This window comes from Nocardia sp. NPDC004711, assembly GCF_053601595.1.
Genome location: NZ_JBSGCB010000095.1, coordinates 1 through 17,722, shown reverse-complemented (window position 1 = coordinate 17,722; position 17,722 = coordinate 1). Strand labels below are relative to the sequence as shown.

Here is a 17,722-nt window from a genome sequence, read left to right as displayed (position 1 = left end):
CCCGGAGGTCGACATGAATCCCCGGTGGATGAACTGTCTCTCGACCAGGTCTTGCGCATCGTCTTCCTCGTCCCGCTCGCCGCGAAGTCCGAAGCCCTCGGCCAAGGCTTCGCGGGTCACCCGCACCGGTTCACGCAGAGGAAACTTCTCAAGACCGGAGCCGCGCCGGCTCTGAAAGAGGTCCTGGCTGGAATGGCCTCTCCGGCGGCTGAAGGTAGTCCCCAGGGGGGATGGCCATTGAAGAGTTCGGATTCGCACTCCCACGATTGGAGGGCGCCACAATTTGACATAACTATTAATCTTCGGTGAAAATGCGCGGTTCTGACTCAAAGATCGACGTGCCGATCCTCACTCACGTCCACACTGCGGTCGGGGTGCGCGTTGACGAGACGCGCACCGCCGGTCCAGCTGGGCCAGGCCGTCGGTGGATGATGCTTGCGCTGACGTGGCGAGGGCGGCCGAAATCTCCTCGGGGGTAGGGCTTCCCGGCCAGTCGGGCAGCAGGATGCGGAGCGGGCCGGTCTCGGGCTGCTGCTGGTGGGTCCAATCGCATTCGAGCGGGCAGCACAAAAACACACACCCTGTACGCCCACAGCGACAGCAAGATAGCGATCATGCAGCACCCGTCAGCCTTGAAGTTCTCCACACCGTCGCATACCGGAGGGGCGGGTCGGCGGAGGTGCTCAGCAGGCCAGATCAATTGGGGCGGAGCGGGCTCCTCGCCGAGTAGAGCGTCGACCCGCGCGAGCACCGAGCCCGACCCGCTGACCTGCGGGTGGCACCGATCGAAACCTCCAGAGGCACAGGCAAATCGACGGGGCTGCCGAATCAGCAGTGCAGCCGTACGGAACCGAGCCTGGCCCTATCGCGTCGAACAGAACATGAGTGCGCGAGTAATCGAGATGTGGCCGCAGCCCGAAACCGTCGCCGACCGCTGGGCATTCGCCCAAGCCCGCATGAAGCTCTACCGCGCCTACGGCCACCCCGCTGCCCGGCGGCGCGCCCGAATCCTCGCCCGCACAGGCGAACTGAACCGGTAGCCGCCCATGTCCTGGCCCAGAAGAAAGCCCCGGACAGTTCGAAACCATCCGGGGCCGTTGGCTGTTCGACTCCAGGACCGTTGCCGGCCAGCGGGGTCGGTCTTCGCGCTTTTGCTCCAGTTCGACGATCGCAGCGACCGCGTGCGGAGGAAGCTTCACTTGCTGGAACTCGCCGTCATTGCCCCGGTCAAGCGCTTGACACGTCACCCAGCCGTTCTCTTCGACCCGGTACTTATTCGTAGAGATCTGCCGGTCCTCGGCAAGAGTCGAGCCGAGCGGAGACGTGAGGAAGGTCAACGCCGATTCGGTCAGATATATGCGCACGCTTCGTTCGGCCACGCTTCCACCATACGGATGACCTTCCATATGGAAAGGTCGCGACGCAGGACCGCGTGACGGCAGCATAGGACGAGTAACTCCCTATGTGAGCACTGTGGGCACACCGGTTTGCGGCAATGCTGGCACACCGCCCGCTGTGGACCCAGGCTGGGAGTATGGTGTGAAGTATGGCGAAATTGACTATCGAAGTTCCGGATACGGACCTGCAGCTCTTCCGTGACGCGGCCGCGCGCAACGGGCTGAAACTCTCCCCCTACGTCGTGCGCGCAGCCAAGATCGGCGCACTGTGGGAAGACGCCAACCGACCGCGCCGGCGTGACGAAGCCGCTGACTTGGCGCGGGCCGAGGAACAGGCCGCGTTGGACCAGGCCGCCCATGCCGAGGAGCACCGCGGCGGGCACGCCGCGTGAACCACGGCGACATCTACACATTCGATCGAGAACGACCCAGCCGCGAGGACGACGAGCGCACCCCGTACCGGGTAATCGTCACCCCCGGATACCTGCTGGGGCCCGGCGAGAACTGGGTCATGGTCGCTCCCGTCGAGCGATTCGACCCAGACCGGCTTGTGACCGTCCCGCTTGCCGACGCCGACCCCATCCAGGGGTGGATCCGCACCGACCGCGTGACCACCGTCTACCGGCCGTGGCTGTCCGGGCCGGTCGGCAGACTCACCAATGACACCATTGCCGTGTTCGATGAACGACTCAAAGCCGCCCAAGGACTCGAATAGCGGCGACGCCGATGCGGCCGACCACGTAGCGCCCGGAAGCCTGCTGGCCGCGATCGGCCGCGATCGAACTCACCGACGCCGAACATGCCCGGATCAACGGCTGTGAACGGCATCGACGCCGCCGAGCTGCTGCACGATGGTGGCAGCGAAGGATCTCGTGGGTCAGCCAGTGCCCAATCATGAAGTCCGGCTGCGATATCAGAGGAGCGCGAAATGCCGCCGCCCACTCCGCGGGGTCAAATGGGTTCGCGCCAGTCAATGAACGAAGGGGCAGATGGGTGCTGGCACGCTCAAGTTTACATAAGGTATCTTATCGGCACTGCAATCATGCTGCGCTGCAGTCTATTTCATGCATTACGGTGGCCTCGGTGCAGCTCTCGACGAGCACCGGGGCGAGGATTATCACCCGCCATGGGTCGCCGGACCTTGCCGATGCCGATCGCTTTGTCTGCGGCAGCGTTACCGCACGAAAAGCTTTATGGCACAGGTAGTTTCGCCGATAACTTCATGTTATGTAAGATTCGGATCGGCTATCAGATCCGGGAACTGACTCACAAGCGTGGGCGGCGGCAGCAGCTTGCGACCGAGAATCTTCCCGGCTTCCCGGCGGCGCTCGGCGATCTGCTCCGCGGTCGGCTTCACCCGGATGACGCGCATCGTTCCCTGCGTCAACGCACTCATCACTCGCCTCCTCGCACTATCGCCTTGATTCGGCACATGCTCGTGCTGGGTCCCAGTCGAAGGCCGCGATGCCGCGGGGCGGATGTGTAAGGTGCGTCTCTGCGCATCCCGTGCCCAACCTCCAATTCGTCACTGTGACAATTTATTCCTTATCTGTTTGCCCTCTCCCAGGCGTTTACGCTGGGTGTCACTATCGCCCCTGGCGGGATTGCTACTGGCGCATGACAGCGCTCATCGAAGCGTAACGGCGCTCTGTTGACCGATCTCAGGCCAACAGCATCAAGTACCGCGGATCTCCGACCTCTACCGCTGCCTCTGCGAACCGTATCGCGGGGTGGCGAACTTGGAACTTGGTCACAGGTACCGAAGGCAACGGACGGCCGAGAGCCTTCTCGGCTTGACGGCGGCGTGTCTTGGCTTGCTCCGCAGTGAGCTCGCGCATGATCGGCTGCCCTGACTCCTGCATGAGCGCGCTCATGAGACCGCCTCCTCGATCACGACCGCCCGAATGCGCAACATATTAAGTGTCCGATCGCGACCAACACCAACGACGAGGATTGTGCGCGCGTTGTGGGCCTAGCGATGGGGTCATCCCTCGGCGGAAATGCGAGGATACAATCAAGGTGGTGCGTATACTTTTGGCATGTCTGATGTATCGACGACAACGGTGAAGGTGTCGGGTTCCACCCGAGACCGCTTGGCCGCCATGGCGCGCAAGGGCGAATCCATGGAAGACGTGATTGTGACCCTGCTCGAAGAACACCAGCGCGCGCAGGCACGCCGCCGCATGGCGTGGGAGCGCCGCCTGGCCAAGGCTGACGCGAACCCCAACGCCGTCGCGTGGGCAGAGAAGACCGCCGACGACATGGCCGTGTACCTGAAGGAACGGCAGGCCGCCCGCCAGTGATCGGCTACGTCCTAGACGACACCCTCATCCACGCCTACGCCCACGGCAGCGACCACGTGGCACGCATGATCGCGGCCAACGATGTCCGAGACATCCGCATGGCGATCCCCGTCGTCACCCTCGCCCTCAGCCAAACCTCGCTGTCGGACGAGCAGTGCAACGAAATCGACGGCGTCATCGACCGCCTCGAACGCCTCGACCTCGACTGGCCGCACACGCCGGCCGAAGTCACCGACTTCTCACGCGTCATCAACGAATTCGGCGACCTGCAAGACCTCGCCGCCGCCCACGTCGTGCACGTGGCCAAACAACTCGATTGGCCGATCGTCACCGTGGACCGCAGCAGGTGGACACGCATCGAGGAGCAACTGCCCTACAGGCTGGAACTGTTCACCCTGTCCGAACCCGAGCCGTAGGCGAGAATCCCGGTGCAACGAGCGAGGTGCTGTCCGACCGACAGGCGACTGAGCGCATTGACGCAGGACTCCCTGTACCCGGTCCAGCGGCGGCGGACCGCCCAACAGCGCTAAGTCCATCTGCGTGCGGCCGAGGAACTGCTCGGCCGCACGCAGCCACGGAGACGAGAACCCGATCCGGCCACCGTCACCTCAGAATCAGAGCACTGCCAGATCAGATGCGGCAACCAATACACGCGAACACTCCACACGAATTGCTCGGCCGCGGAGCCTATTTCGGTTGTTCGGTGACAGCCGACCCCGCCGTAATCGGTAACGCCCCATGGCAACGACTTCCGCCTAGAGCTACCTGTGGCGGTGCCCAAACGGCGCACACCATGCGTGAACACACACTCCGCCAACAAGCGTTGGAAATCATTGATCATTATTCCCGGATCCGTCATTGCAGACGGTGCTGCAGGCGCTGGGGATGGCCCCTACCGCCCGCCGTAGCGTGGTGGGGCGGGCTGCACCTTGACGACCCCTCTGCAGATCATGATCAATTCATCCGCGAAGACGGACGAAAGACGTTTGCGCTCAGCGAGATCCAGAGGTTCACCGGGCGCGGCTACGCGCGCGCTCTGCACGATGCGCTGGTCGCAGACCGGAGCGAGGCGCGGATAGCCCTGCTGGTCGAGCCCGGCAATACTCGGGCATATGCGGAGTACCGGCGCTGGGGTTACAAAAAGGTCGGCACACTGAAGCCCTCGTGGCCCGACTCGCCGGTCTTCAATGTCCTGGTCAACAAGCTGCGTTGATTCCGGCTGGGCAAGATGAGGGTGCCGTCCGTCGACATCCGCTGATGCCTAAATACCGCTCACGCTACAACCTCTGGGTCCGATGATCATCCCCGCAGTGATGCATTAGCCACTTGAGCCCAAGGATGTCCGGAATTGTATCGGCCTGGCCATGTCTAACCCCAGGACCATCTCGCTGTCATCGGTCCACGGAATCGTGCGGTCCGTCCGTAATTCGCTGTGCAGCACCATAACTTAGTGGTCCCGGAGGAATTGTCAAAACCTGTGGATAGGTTCGTTTCAGGCGACGTCGGTTCGGGTGGTGTCGGCCGGGCCTGATGACTGTGGCGGGGTGATCTCGCGGGGCCGTTCGAGCAGCTTGCCCTTGTGGAACAGGGCGCCGTTGCGGACGAGCGCGACGAGCTCGGGGGCGTTGACCTTGCGCCAGCGGGTCGAGGCGGCCTCGATCAGCTTGTAGGCCATAGCGATTCCCGCCGTGCGGGAACCCGGCCCCTTGGTGACCTTGGTCCGTAACCGGACCGAGGCGAAGGTCGACTCGATCGGATTGGTGGTGCGCAGATGAATCCAGTGCTCGGCCGGATATCGGTAGAATTCCAGCAGCACGTCGGCATCGTCGACGATCTTGGCCACGGCTTTGGGATATTTTGCGCCGTAATCGATGTCGAACGCCTTGATCGCGATCTGGGCGTGGTCGATGTCCTCGGCGTTGTAGATCTCCTTCATCGCCGCTATCGCGCCGGGATGCGCTGATTTCGGGAGCGCGGCAAGCACGTTCGCTGATTTGTGAAGCCGTAAGGTAACAACGTGTTGTTTTGTGGCTCAAGGTGTTTCGGTGCGGTATGGCGGTGAGGGCCGGGGTTGGCCGCGGTTTGGCCGAGCGGTTCGCGGCGGTGCTGCCGCATCTGAACGAGAGGCAGCGGCGGCTGGTGCTGGCCAGCGAGGCCAGGTCGCTGGGGTATGGCGGGGTGCGAGCGGTTGCGTTGGCGGCCGGGGCCAGCGAAACCACGGTCCGCAAAGGTGTTTTCGAGTTGGAAGCCGGTGAGGATCCGTTGCCGCAGGGCCGGGTCCGCCGTGTCGGTGGTGGCCGTAAGAACGCCGAAGATATCGACCCGCAGCTGGTTCCGGCGTTGATGGCGTTGGTGGAGCCGGACGAGCGGGGTGATCCGGAGTCGCCGTTGCGGTGGACGACGAAGTCGTTGCGGCACTTGGCCGATGAGCTGACCCGGTCGGGGCATTCGGTGTCGGCTCCGACGGTAGGCCGGTTGCTCAAGGCTGCCGGGTTCAGCTTGCAAGCCAACGTCAAGACCCTCGAGGGCACCCAGCATCCCGACCGGGACGCCCAGTTCCGCTATATCAACGAGCAGGTGAAAGACCATCAAGCCGATGGTGACCCGGTCATCAGCGTGGACACCAAGAAACGTGAGCAGCTGGGGCGGCTGCCGATGGCCGGGCGGGAGTGGCGGCCCAAGGGTGAGCCGGTCCAGGTCGAAGACCATTCCTTCTTCTTCAACGGACCCGACGTGGCGCAGGCGATCCCGTACGGGATCTACGACATCACCCGCAACACCGGCTGGGTCAACGTCGGCGTCGATCACGACACCTCGATGTTCGCCGTGGAATCCATCCGCCGCTGGTGGACTGCCCGCGGCCGCCTGGACTACCCGGCAGCGTCGCGGTTGCTGATCACCGCGGACGCCGGCGGCTCCAACGGCTACCGCTACCGGGTATGGAAAAGCGAGCTGGCCGCCCTGGCCACCGAGACCGGCCTGGACATCACCGTCTGTCACTTCCCTCCGGGAACCTCGAAATGGAACAAGATCGAGCACCGGTTGTTCTCCCACATCACCCTCAACTGGCGTGGCCGGCCGCTGACCAGCCACGAAGTCGTCATCGAAACCATTGCCTCGACCCGCACCAGCACCGGCCTGCGCGTGGAAGCCGCCCTCGACGACAGCGACTACCCCATCGGCGTGTCGATCAGCCGGGAGCGCTTCGCCGCACTGCCGCTGCAACCTCACGCCATCCACGGAACCTGGAACTACACCCTGCACCCAGCAGCGTCACTGCGAGCAACGCGGTGGCCGAACTCGCCGGGCCACCGGCGCCCTGCGGGTCACACCACTGTTCGACGACGCGGACCGTGTCCTGCTCACCCTGGTCTATCAGCGTCAGGTGTGCTCGATGAAAGTCCTCGCCGACCTGCTCGAGGTGACCGACATGTGCATCGGTGACCTGGTGAAACAGACCCGCGAAGCACTCGAGGACCACGGCCACGACCCCGGCACCGCCCCGGTCCGGTTCAACTCCTCCCGCGACCTGCTGGCCTTCCTCGACCACGACATCGCCCCCGCCCGCACCGAGATCATCGAGAAACTATCGGCACCAGCACTGACCGGGATGAGCCACACCGAACTGGCAGAACTCACCCAGCGACTCGCCCGCCGCCAGGCAGCCCAGGCCGAACGTCTCTCCCACCACCGCCGCGGCGGGCCACGCCAGCACGGCACCCGCGGCGGGGTGTTCCCACAGAAGATCGGCAACGCCGAACGCGTCCTGCTGACCGTGCTCTACCTCCGAAAACTGTGCACCCTCGACGTTCTCGCCGACGCCCTCGGCGACGTCAGCCGCTCCCTGATCGGCGGCGTCGTCCGCGAAACACGACCACTGCTCGAAGACGATGGCTACAACCCCACACCGGCAGCAACCCGCTACCACACCGCCACCGAACTCCTCACCGCGGAAGAAATCCGCGACACACCGACAGGTTGATTCCTTACGGCTTCTGTGGAACCAGCAGCGCTGTTCCCGGGTTTGCGGGAACACATCGCGCAGCGCGCGCCAGAACCCGAGCGCGCCGTCCCCGACGGCCAGCACCGGGGCGGTCATACCGCGGCGGCGGCAATCACGCAGCAGATCGGCCCACGATTCGGTCGATTCCCGGTAGCCGTCGCTGATCGCGACCAGCTCCTTGCGGCCGTCGGCCCGAACCCCGAGCATCACCAGCAGGCACAATTTCTCCTGCTCCAGGCGCACTTTCGTATGGATGCCATCGACCCACAGATACACGTAGTCGGTGCCCGACAGGTCGCGGGAGGCGAAGGCTTTCGCCTCGTCCTGCCACGACGCGGTCAGCCGGGTGATCGACGCCGCCGACAGTCCGGCTCCGGAACCGAGGAACTGTTCCAGCGCCGCACCGAAATCGCCGGTGGACAGCCCGTGCAGATACAACAGCGGCAGCACCTCGCTCACCTGCGGTGAGCGGCAGCACCAGGCGGGCAGGATCGCTGAGGAAAACCGTTGGCGCTCACCGGTTTCCGGATCCGCACGCTTGTCGTTGACCCGCGGCGCGGCCACAGTGACCGCCCCGGCGGCGGTCATGGCCTGCCGTTCGGCATGGTAGCCGTTGCGCACCACCAGCCGCCGGCCGTTCTCGTCGACCTGGTCGGCGAACCGGTCGATATAGGCGGCGACCTCTGCCCGCAACGCCGCGGCCAGCATCTCCCCGCGCACCCTCGCGCACGATCTCGTCGATCGCAGAACCCGACACCGGACCCGCCGCGCCGTCCGGATTGGACTCGGCGCCGCCGTCGATTACCTTGAGCATGGGGATGTACCTTCCCGCCCGGCGTTGGCGCGCCGAGCAGATCGAAACCCGTTGTCTTTCAGATCATCCGGGAAGGTACTCCCTCCCGGTCATCCACAGGTTTCGATCACTGCTCCAGTACAACGCCAGTGATTGCAACCGAGCTACTCTTGGCACGACTCTGAGTAAGAAAGGGCCATTGTGTCGCCGAGCGAACAGGCACTGTTTATTGGTGTCGGGACCGACCAGTACTGTGACCCAGATCTTCTCAATCTGACCCAGTCAACCCAAGAAGTGCATCGGATCGCCGAACTGGTTGGCGATCACTACGACAAACATCTCCTGACTGATGCGTACCACGCCGAAGTTCGGAACACTCTCAGGGCATTGAAGGGGAGATTTTCCGTGGCCGGGGGTAGCGTCTTCCTGATGTGGTCTGGCCATGGTGTCCCCGCCAGCACAGGTCGTGTCCGCCTTTTGGTGGCTGATAGTGAGAATGACATCGGATCTGGATTCGATCCTGAAGAAGTCGCCTCGCAGTGTGTTGTCACAGGAGCGAACCAGATTCTCTGTATTCTTGACACCTGCCATTCGGGGGCCGCTCTGGGGGTGACCATCCAGGTAGATGACCTTTTTACCCGTACCGGTACAACGTCCGAGTCGACATGGGTCGGTGTTCTCACGTCGTGTGCGGCTGACGAGATCGTGCGGGAGCAAACACTCGGGCCCGCGCTGATCAAATTGCTGTCGAACGGTCCCGACCCGGACGGACCCCACGCTGACCTGCTTCGGAGGCGGTGGAACCCGCACAGCGAGTTCATCCGTGGTGATGACCTCTGCGAAGCAGTCCTGAAGCAATGGGATCATTCATATGGAGCTCTCCCGCATTTTGCTCAAGCAGGTAGCGCATTGCCTATGGTCAGAAACCCTCTGTGGTCACCGACCGCAGCGCCAACCCTTGTGCAAGAAATTCTCGACGGTGCACCAGCCCGCCGCTTCGTCGGCCGGAGCGGAGAAGTCGACATCGTCCAGTCGTGGGCTCTGGCGAATGAGCCGGGTATTTTCGTGATCACCGGTCGGCCCGGCAGCGGAAAGACTGCCCTACTCGCACAGGCCATGCAGCAACTGGGCCATAAACCGAACGAAGGCTCGGTTGATTCGGAATCGGCACTGTCTATCGACCTCTGCTGCATACAGGTCAGTGCTCGCGGACTTGATCAATTATCACTGGCAGCCCGGATCGAGCAGGGACTTATCGCGTCCGGCGTTCTGAATCCGTTGAGCCATGCTCGGAACGCCTTCGAATTGGTCGGCTCCTTGGAACGACTCAGCCACCCAGTTGGCGATGAGTGCCGTCTGCCCGTCATCGCAGTGGATGGGCTCAGCGAAGCTCCGGGCCATCTTGAAGGCATCATCGATCGACTGTTGGTTCCCATGAGCGAGTGTGCGGTTGTTGTCGTGACCACTCGACGCACAGAGGTCAGGGCGCCGGCTGGGTCCAGCGCCGCCGGCGTCACAGCGCGTCGCAGTCTCTCTGCGCAGACACCTGTATCGATGCTGGATGTGACCGACGTGATCACCTCGCTCGACCGCATCCTCGACCTCGATTCGGCGACTCATCGGTCATCTGGCTGGCAGTCACTGACGCAGGCTGTTGATGAGCGCCTATCTGGTGTTTATGAGTCCATGGACACCTTGGCGGTTGCCTTAGAGATACAGCGGTTGGTAGGCGATCAGGATCCGCCTCCGTTCCTCTTGATGGAGCTCATCTGTGATCGATTGGTGGATTCTCCCATCGACACTTCAAAGTCTGGATGGCAAGTCAACATGACGGACTCGATTGCAGAGTCTTTGGATCACGTCGTTCGGGAGGCTGTTTCGGTCGATGGATCTCCTCGAAACTATTCGGCCGACGACGCATATCACCTACTCGAAGCATTGCAGTGGGGACTGGGTGCGGGTTTCCCTGAAGAGCATTGGATCGCCGTCGCAAAGGCAACTTATCCGCAGCGCAACTTCACCCGCGAGGATATCGATTGGCTGTTTGGGGCGCTTGGAAAGTATGTGGTGGAGGATTCCGAGCAGGGTGTTGCGGTGTATCGCTGCGCGCATCCTCTCATTGCCCACCACTTCAGAACGAGAGCGACGATCGATCAGGTCTCCGGCGACATCGAAGTCCGCGTTGCGCAGGCCCTCCTTGACAGGGTGGACCTGTCCTCTGTGTCCGCAGATCCGGTTGACCCGCACCTGAGCAGATACTTGTGGCGATACCTCATGCGTGCTGGTGAGCGGGGGCTCGCACTACTGAGGGGCCGGGACGTGCGGGCACCGCGTCATGCGGCGGAGCTGGCGTATGCGACCCTCGGCGTCTCGATCAATGCATTCGACTCTGCTGACGTGGCACGAGCAACGGAGCTCGCAGAAGCGACCATCGCCCAGCTAAAGGACAGCGACCTGCAGCATTCTGATCCCGTGTATGCCCAGGCGCATGCACATCTTGCACTTTGCTATCAGGCAAGTGGGCAGGTCGACCAAGCAGTGCGTTCGGCGGGCGCTGCCGTCGGCATCTATGCCCAGCTCGTTCAGCATGATCCGGACCTGCTCGCCGACTACGCTGCTGTCGTCCACAACTACGGAACAATCCTCATGGACGCTGGCCGGCCACAGGCCGCGATCGACGCCACCAGCCGCGCCGCCGACCAAGAGCGCGAGTTCCTTGCACATGGCGGCAACAACCACTACCGGCTTGGTGTCACGCTGAACGTCCTCGCTCTCGCGCACAGCGCTACGCTCCACGATGCAGAGGCGGTGGTGGCCAGTCGAGACTCTGTCGGCGCACTCAGAAGAGCAGTCGAGCTACGGAACCGTGTTTGCGACCACATCGCACTCGCGGAATCACTCAGCAACCTCGGCAGTCATCTGGCTTCGATCGGTGACCTTCAGTCGGGCCTCTCGTCGGCCGAAGAGGCACGCCAAATCCTCGAGCAGGTAGCAGCCGCGGAACCAGCCCTGGAAAGCAAGCTGGCTGGGGCCAAGAACGACTTGGCCGCACGGTTGATGGAACTCGGTGAACACGAGCGTGCACTTGCTTTGATGGACGAGGTGATCGAGACACTGCAATCGATCGAGAACCCCAGTCTCAAGGAGAGTACTCAGTTCTTTGGGGCGTTGAACAACTGCTGTGCCGTCCTACTCTCGGCTGGGTCCACGATGGAGGCCGCCAGACGAGGTGACGCTGCAGTGCGGCTGGCCCGGACAATCGCTGCTGATCACCCCGCGATGAACGGAGAGCTTGCGATGGCGCTGGACAACTTCGCGAACTGCCTCACGCAGCTCAGTGAACACCGGGCGGCCATTCAGCTCACAGAGGAGGCGCTAACAATCTACCGTGATATCGCCAGCCAAAACGAGGGTGAATTGGTGCATGTCGCCCGCGTTCTGCTCAATTACGGTGATCGGCTCGCAAACGTCGGGCGCCCGGAAGACGCAGTCGTAGCGACGGAAGAAGCCCGCAGTCTCTACCACACCCTCGCGGCATCGAACGCCCGGTTCGAAGTAGAAGTCGCGCGCACCATGGCCCAACTCGCTGTCCATCAACGAGCCGCTCATGATCGGGTAGCGGCCGCGTCCACAGCAGCGCAAGCGGTACAACTGTTCGACGATCTCGCGGTCCGCAAGATCGTGGACGACCAGATTCTCGCCGAAGCCCTCGCCGACACGCTCGTTCAAGCCACCACATGCGCTCAGGATCTGAGCCTGCAACTGGAGTACGCACAACGCGCGGTATCGGCATTCGAAGCTGCAGGCGTCTTGAAGTCCCTGCGATACGCAATGGCTCTACGCAACCTCGCTGCAATTCACGGGACAAGGGGAGAGGGCGCTGCCGGACTTGAGGCCATCAAGCGAGCAGTCAAGGTCTTCTCCCAGCTCGCTGCGGCTGGTCGGACAGTCGAAGCGGAGCTCGCATCCGCGCTCGGAATTCAAGCACGGCTTGAGTTCGCCCAGTCCCATCCCGATCAGGGCATCCAGGCAGCACTCGACGCCCTCGCCCACTACGAACGCCTGCCTGAGCTAACCCCGGCCAACATCGCAACCTGTGCGGAAGCCCTCGCTGCCCTGGCTACTGATGGTGTTGCGTTCAACCCTCAGCTGCCGATTGCCGTGTATGTCGACCGTGTGCTCGGACTGCTGGAGGGTGTTCAGCGCGCTCTACTGCTCGGCGAGATCGTGTCCCGACTCCCACACTTGAGTCCATTTGTGCCGAAATGGATCGTTCGCGGTCTCGACGAGCTCGGCGATCAGAGCCCCGCCACGCTCTTCAGTCTCCGCATGCTCGCAAGGCGCAAACGAGCAGCCATTCCCGTACTCTTCGACCTCGCGTGGGCGCAAGCCACGCACGCCAGTGCGCCATCATGGCTTACTATCGATCTCCGCCGGCTGGAGTCCGCACTCGAGTGGGTGTCCTCGTCCACTCACAGAGAGGGTTATGAGTACCTGCGGGACCATCGCTACCTTGTCGATTCTTCCTTCGACTCGATCATCGAAGAGGCGTATCTGGGCATCACTCCCGAACGAGTCCGCATCCTCCGGGAAATCCGATCGATTGCCGCAGTGAGCGGCATCGCCGACGCCTATCAGAAGCCGCTGGCATCCGATACCGCCGACGCATTCGCGGCGACCGACCTCAACGGACAGCTCGAACTCCTTGCCGCGAACGGAGAAGAACTTCGGTCTGAACTGGTGAAAGAACACCTGCGTGACCGCGCTACCACTGATGATGTGCCCGGAACGATCGCGTACTACCTCATCCGGCTCTCAGAGGACGAACTGCACGTCGCCGTAGTCAGCGCCCTTTCCGACCCCGATGCAGCCCAAGAGCTGCTTGAGCGCATTGCGCGCGACAACGACCAACCGACCCTCGTGCGGGCCACTACAGTGCTGCTTAGACCGCACCCACCCCGAGCGTCGCAACCCGAATTGGCCGGAGTCGCGGCCTTCTACCTGAGCGCGATCCTGATGGAACAGGGCAAGCAGCAAGAGGCCGCGTCCATGATCGATTCTGTTCGAGAAGTCGTCCCTGGCCGGCTTGTGTCCCTGACCAGCGCCGCTGCACGACTAGGTTCCGTCAGGCCAGAGTTTCTGCAGCTCATTCCACTCCTCATTGACGTACGTCAGGATAACTAGTATGAGTCCCAAAGATCTCATCGTCGTCATCCCGGGAATCATGGGAAGCACTCTCGAAAAAGACGGGAAGCCCTTTTGGTCCAACCGTCTGGGTGCTTTGGCAGATTCTATTCTGCACCTTAATCGCAACGTCGACTATCTATGTGTTCCGGACGGGCTGGGAGACGACCATCCTGACGATGGAGTAGTCCCGACCGATCTCATGGGGAATATACATGTCGTACCAGGCCTCTGGTCCCCTGTTCAGGGATATGGGACACTTGTCAGTCGGCTGCGGCGCATAGGATTTAATGACATTCCTAATTCTTCATCCGCACCTAATCTCGTGCTCTTTCCGTACGACTGGCGGCTTTCCAATCGCTACAACGCACGCCGCCTCAAGACTGTTGTTGAGCGCGCACTCACCCGTTGGCGTGAAGCGGCACCACAGAATCAACAAGCTCAAGTGACTTTTGTCTGTCACTCGATGGGCGGCCTAGTCGCTCGCTGGTATATTGCCGTCGAGGGGGGCGCTGAAGTAACGAACAAGCTGATCACATTCGGAACACCATATCGAGGCTCTCTAAAAGCTGTACTGACACTCGCCAACGGTCCGGTACCCGCTCTCGCCAAAGTCGGAGTCAACCTCCACCCTGCGGTGCTTTCCCTGCCCTCCACGCACCAGCTTCTGCCTTCCTACGCATGTGTCGAACGTGACGGCGAACTACATCATATCGATGTGCAAGAGGTCCCCGGCGTGCCATCCAAAGCCGTCACCGACGCCATGAACTTCTACCGTTGCCTCGAAGCAGCTGAACTGCATACCGAATACAACCCTATGCGGCATGCCGTTATCGGAACTATGCAGCGGACCATTACCTCGCTCACTGTCACGAATGGCAACCTAGTCGTCAACCACACGCTCAACGGCGAGGACCACGGTGGAGACGGAACCGTACCTGCAGCTTCCATCCCAAAGGGTATTCAGCTCGACGACAACACCCTCCGTCGTGTCACGGAGAAGCACGGTAGTTTGCAGACCAACCGCGCAGCATTAGACGAGATGGAAGCCATCGTCACGGCCCGACCGATTGCCTTCAAGGCGCCGAGCGACACAGACATCGCTGTCGCTGTCCCCGAGATCGCAACCTCCGAGGAGGACATCGTTCTCGAAGTGTCTAGTGTCCGAACGCCGCAGGCCGTCGTAATAGAGATCACGAACGAGCAAAATATTACGCTGTCGAAGTTCACCCAGGTTATTCGCGAATCCGGTCAGACCGTCACTCTTCGTGCACTTCCGCCGGGTGGGCACGTAATTCGAGTCCGAGCTGCCGGAGGCCAGCAAGCTGGAGTTTCGTCACCGCTTCTCGTGTGGCCGTCCGCATAACTTGCTTTATCAGGTTCGGTGTGCCGACCTGTTGGACCCGGATCTGCCGCCCGTCCGCACTGAGGGTGTTCGCGTTGTGGGGGCTCAACGGAGCTAAGGGGACTCGAACCCCTGACCCCCACACTGCCAGAAGTGGGCAGTACTGCCGAACAGGCGATTCCCAGCCGCTGCGGTGTCGTAGCCGCAGTGCCTCCGATGCACGACTGTCGTCGTCGTTGTCGTCGGAGGAGTCATAGGCGGCATGGCGACCTGGACATACCGCAGGGATCTGGAGAAACCCGCACGCCTGCGGTTTCGTAGTGTAATGGACGCCATGATTCGAGGAACGGAGAGCCGCGTGACGGCGGAAAGCGAGAAGATCATTGAACAACATCGGGTTACCGAGGAGATGGCTGCGTCTCTGACGGAGGCGCTCGGCAATATCAATAAATTCGGTGACTTTCTGTGTGGCGAGTCTGTGCCACGACCAGGAAGTGAGTACGCGGCTGAAAGTGGATTCCTGACAGACGTTCAAACTTGGTCATCTGCTGTCGAAGCCGGCCTCTCCGCGCTTGACCACCTCTACTATTTCGCTGACACAACCGTGAAGGCTGGTCGAGTAACAGCGTTCGCGTCATTTACTGTACTCCGCTCAGCTATCGCATCTGTTGCACTTGCGGGATGGCTTGTCGAAGGGGATCAGAAGCAGCGGCTTACGCGAACTCTGGCGCTTCGCAGGTTGGAGGACAACAATCAGATTGCTGCGCTCGACGAGATCGTCGACGCTCCCCGACCGCGGCAGGGCGTAGAGTCCGACCATGTGCGTAAGCGGAGGGAACAAGCAGCTTCGCGGCGAGCGGATATGGTTGCGATTCAGGATAGTATCGATAGCGATGCAACTAAACTCAGAATCGATGTGTCAGAGGTCAAGAAGATGCCGCGAGATGGAGTCTTGCTCGCCGTCGCCGCGAAGTTGGTTAAACCAGCTACCTATTATGACTTCGGCGCCGATCGGGAGTCGCTACTCAACTGGCGCATTCTTAGCTCCTATGCGCACGGCCAGACCTGGGCGGCTAACATGTCAGCCCAGGTCACACTCGGAAATGACGGAGTCCGGAGGACGCAATGGGCACCGGACAAGCAGTTTCTGATGCAGGGATTTCAGGTTGCGTGGAATCTGATGTACGGGCCATTTGACCGCTATGTTGATCTGGCCGGGGCTCGCTGAAAACGGTTGCAGTACCGACGGATAGGTTGTCCATCCGCCCCTGCCCCTCTGGGAGACCTGCCTCCGCGGCGAGCGGCGGGGTTTCGGGGCGGTGCCCCGTGTGACGCCGTAGGCGTCAGGTAATCCCGATGAGCATACCGGTTCTGATGGTGGGTGTGTTGGGTGCTCCTCCGGTCGACCTGCCCGGAGGGCTACTGCGTGTTCAGGGTGCGGGGAAGGGATGGCGGAGCCACCGCGTAGCGGCTTGTCCCTTCTGCGTGCCCTGGTTGCGTGGTAGGTCTGTGACCAGGTCGACCGGAGGAGTTCGCGGCGCGCCCTGGTGAACGGGCCGGGTCCTCGCGCGGCCGAGGGCCGCGGACAGGTGGTCCGCTCTCATCCTATGGAGAGGCCAACACGGTGTAAGTTGCTCCAGTGGACTGGCCTTCGTTCCTCTCGTTGCTGGGTTGGCAGCTGATTGTCGTGTTCGTCCTGCTCTACTTCGGCCGGAACCTGAAGGTGTGGCTGGCCGAGCGGCCCAAGAGACTTGAGGTTGGGAGTTTCCTCAAGGTCGAGTGGAATGAGACGGTCAAGTCGGTCGTCAAGTCCATCGAGAAGGCCAATCGGGCTGAGGTTGCTGCCCTGGAGAAATCTTCAGACAGCTCTCAGGCTCCTGCCCCAGCCCTCCTCAGACCCGCTCCACTCGAACCTCTGACGTTGCGTCTGCAGGATCTAGTGAAAACATCACCAGATCAGGCGATAGACAACGCTTGGTATGAAGTTGACCGCCAGCTTGAGGTTATCGCCAAAGAGTATGGATGGAAGAACTTCGAGGGTGAGACTCCGGCGCCGTTGGAGCTGGTGACCGAGGCTGTCGCTGTTCATTACCTGCCCGAATGGTTCGGTAAGACATACGGGTCTATGCGGAAGCTGCGGAACATGGCTGTGCATGTCGGTGGCGTCACGTCGGACCAGGCGTACGAGTTCCTGGCTCTTGCTGACCTGCTTATCTCCGAACTGCGGCGATTGTTCATGTGGCATGTCGACCGAGGCTGATGAGTGACGACAGCTGCGGCTTCTCGTCAAGGCGTGGGGCTGAGGACCTATTGCCCACGCCGGTCAAGTGGCCGAAATTGGACTTGGGCCACCATTGCCCCCAGGACGGTCGCTGTGGGTCTGGCGATTGGATTCCTGCTGGCGCGCAGATCTGACTAGTACTTCGCCGGCCATCCAGGGCCGGGAGTCGGCGTCGTTGGCGACTCGCTGCCGGCGTCGTTGCCGGTGGCCCGATTCGGTTGTGGCTCAGTGCAGATCGTGAGCCCGAACCCCCGTAGCAGGCGTGGCTGACGTTGATCCGGTCGTTGTGGCCGCAGCAGTACTCGTTGCGGCCGATGGTGTGTGTTGGCCGTCGCTGAGTTTGCCGATGTTGGCGTCATCGGTGGTGCCGATGATGAGGGGATGGGAACGGCCTCGCTCGGCTGGGTGAGCGAGGC

Annotated in this window: 11 protein-coding genes and 3 pseudogenes; 11 read left to right on the top strand and 3 right to left on the bottom strand. The window is 61.9% G+C overall.

The window, feature by feature from the left end:
• Window positions 1-881: 881 nt before the first annotated feature.
• The 3 genes from ACWEKS_RS45960 to ACWEKS_RS45950 all read left to right on the top strand — a co-directional run bounded on the left by ACWEKS_RS45960 (window position 882) and on the right by ACWEKS_RS45950 (window position 2,112).
• The gene (locus tag ACWEKS_RS45960; RefSeq protein WP_452346000.1) at window positions 882-1,040 is read left to right on the top strand and encodes a hypothetical protein; all 159 of its coding nucleotides are present in this window, start codon (window positions 882-884) and stop codon (window positions 1,038-1,040) included.
• 506 nt (window positions 1,041-1,546) lie between these two features.
• Complete coding sequence (locus ACWEKS_RS45955) at window positions 1,547-1,789, top strand: hypothetical protein (protein WP_452345999.1); 243 nt, start codon at window positions 1,547-1,549, stop codon at window positions 1,787-1,789.
• Complete coding sequence (locus ACWEKS_RS45950; protein ID WP_452345998.1) at window positions 1,786-2,112, top strand: hypothetical protein; 327 nt, start codon at window positions 1,786-1,788, stop codon at window positions 2,110-2,112. The genes ACWEKS_RS45955 and ACWEKS_RS45950 overlap by 4 nt, the downstream gene beginning before the upstream one ends.
• Before the next feature lie 510 nt (window positions 2,113-2,622).
• Here the strand turns inward: ACWEKS_RS45950 and ACWEKS_RS45945 are convergent.
• Complete coding sequence (locus ACWEKS_RS45945) at window positions 2,623-2,793, bottom strand: hypothetical protein (RefSeq protein WP_452345997.1); 171 nt, start codon at window positions 2,791-2,793, stop codon at window positions 2,623-2,625.
• A gap of 643 nt (window positions 2,794-3,436) precedes the next feature.
• Between ACWEKS_RS45945 and ACWEKS_RS45940 the strand changes: the two genes are divergently transcribed.
• The 3 genes from ACWEKS_RS45940 to ACWEKS_RS45930 all read left to right on the top strand — a co-directional run bounded on the left by ACWEKS_RS45940 (window position 3,437) and on the right by ACWEKS_RS45930 (window position 4,913).
• Window positions 3,437-3,700, top strand: coding sequence for a hypothetical protein (locus ACWEKS_RS45940; protein WP_452345996.1), 264 nt, complete (start codon window positions 3,437-3,439; stop codon window positions 3,698-3,700).
• Window positions 3,697-4,116 (top strand): hypothetical protein, encoded by a 420-nt coding sequence (locus tag ACWEKS_RS45935; protein ID WP_452345995.1) that lies wholly within the window; start codon window positions 3,697-3,699, stop codon window positions 4,114-4,116. The genes ACWEKS_RS45940 and ACWEKS_RS45935 overlap by 4 nt, the downstream gene beginning before the upstream one ends.
• A gap of 377 nt (window positions 4,117-4,493) precedes the next feature.
• The gene (locus tag ACWEKS_RS45930) at window positions 4,494-4,913 is read left to right on the top strand and encodes a GNAT family N-acetyltransferase (protein WP_452345994.1); all 420 of its coding nucleotides are present in this window, start codon (window positions 4,494-4,496) and stop codon (window positions 4,911-4,913) included.
• A 279-nt stretch (window positions 4,914-5,192) separates the two neighbouring features.
• Here ACWEKS_RS45930 and ACWEKS_RS45925 read toward each other — a convergent pair.
• Window positions 5,193-5,699: pseudogene (locus ACWEKS_RS45925) on the bottom strand (transposase); the annotation flags it as partial.
• 53 nt (window positions 5,700-5,752) lie between these two features.
• On the opposite strand from ACWEKS_RS45925, the pseudogene ACWEKS_RS45920 reads away from it, so the two are divergent.
• A pseudogene (locus tag ACWEKS_RS45920) lies at window positions 5,753-7,006 on the top strand (ISAzo13 family transposase); the annotation flags it as partial.
• Window positions 7,007-7,694: 688 nt separating this feature from the next.
• On the opposite strand, the pseudogene ACWEKS_RS45915 reads toward ACWEKS_RS45920, so the two are convergent.
• Window positions 7,695-8,517: pseudogene (locus ACWEKS_RS45915) on the bottom strand (IS256 family transposase); the annotation flags it as partial.
• A gap of 180 nt (window positions 8,518-8,697) precedes the next feature.
• On the opposite strand from ACWEKS_RS45915, the gene ACWEKS_RS45910 reads away from it, so the two are divergent.
• From ACWEKS_RS45910 to ACWEKS_RS45895, 4 genes are all read left to right on the top strand, one after another.
• Window positions 8,698-13,680 (top strand): hypothetical protein, encoded by a 4,983-nt coding sequence (locus ACWEKS_RS45910; protein WP_452345993.1) that lies wholly within the window; start codon window positions 8,698-8,700, stop codon window positions 13,678-13,680.
• 1 nt (window position 13,681) lies between these two features.
• On the top strand, window positions 13,682-15,046 hold the full coding sequence (locus ACWEKS_RS45905) for an esterase/lipase family protein (protein WP_452345992.1): 1,365 nt from the start codon (window positions 13,682-13,684) through the stop codon (window positions 15,044-15,046).
• Window positions 15,047-15,287: 241 nt separating this feature from the next.
• On the top strand, window positions 15,288-16,253 hold the full coding sequence (locus ACWEKS_RS45900) for a hypothetical protein (RefSeq protein ID WP_452345991.1): 966 nt from the start codon (window positions 15,288-15,290) through the stop codon (window positions 16,251-16,253).
• Window positions 16,254-16,664: 411 nt separating this feature from the next.
• Window positions 16,665-17,285, top strand: a complete 621-nt coding sequence (locus ACWEKS_RS45895; protein WP_452345990.1) for a hypothetical protein — start codon at window positions 16,665-16,667, stop codon at window positions 17,283-17,285.
• Window positions 17,286-17,722 lie beyond the last annotated feature (437 nt).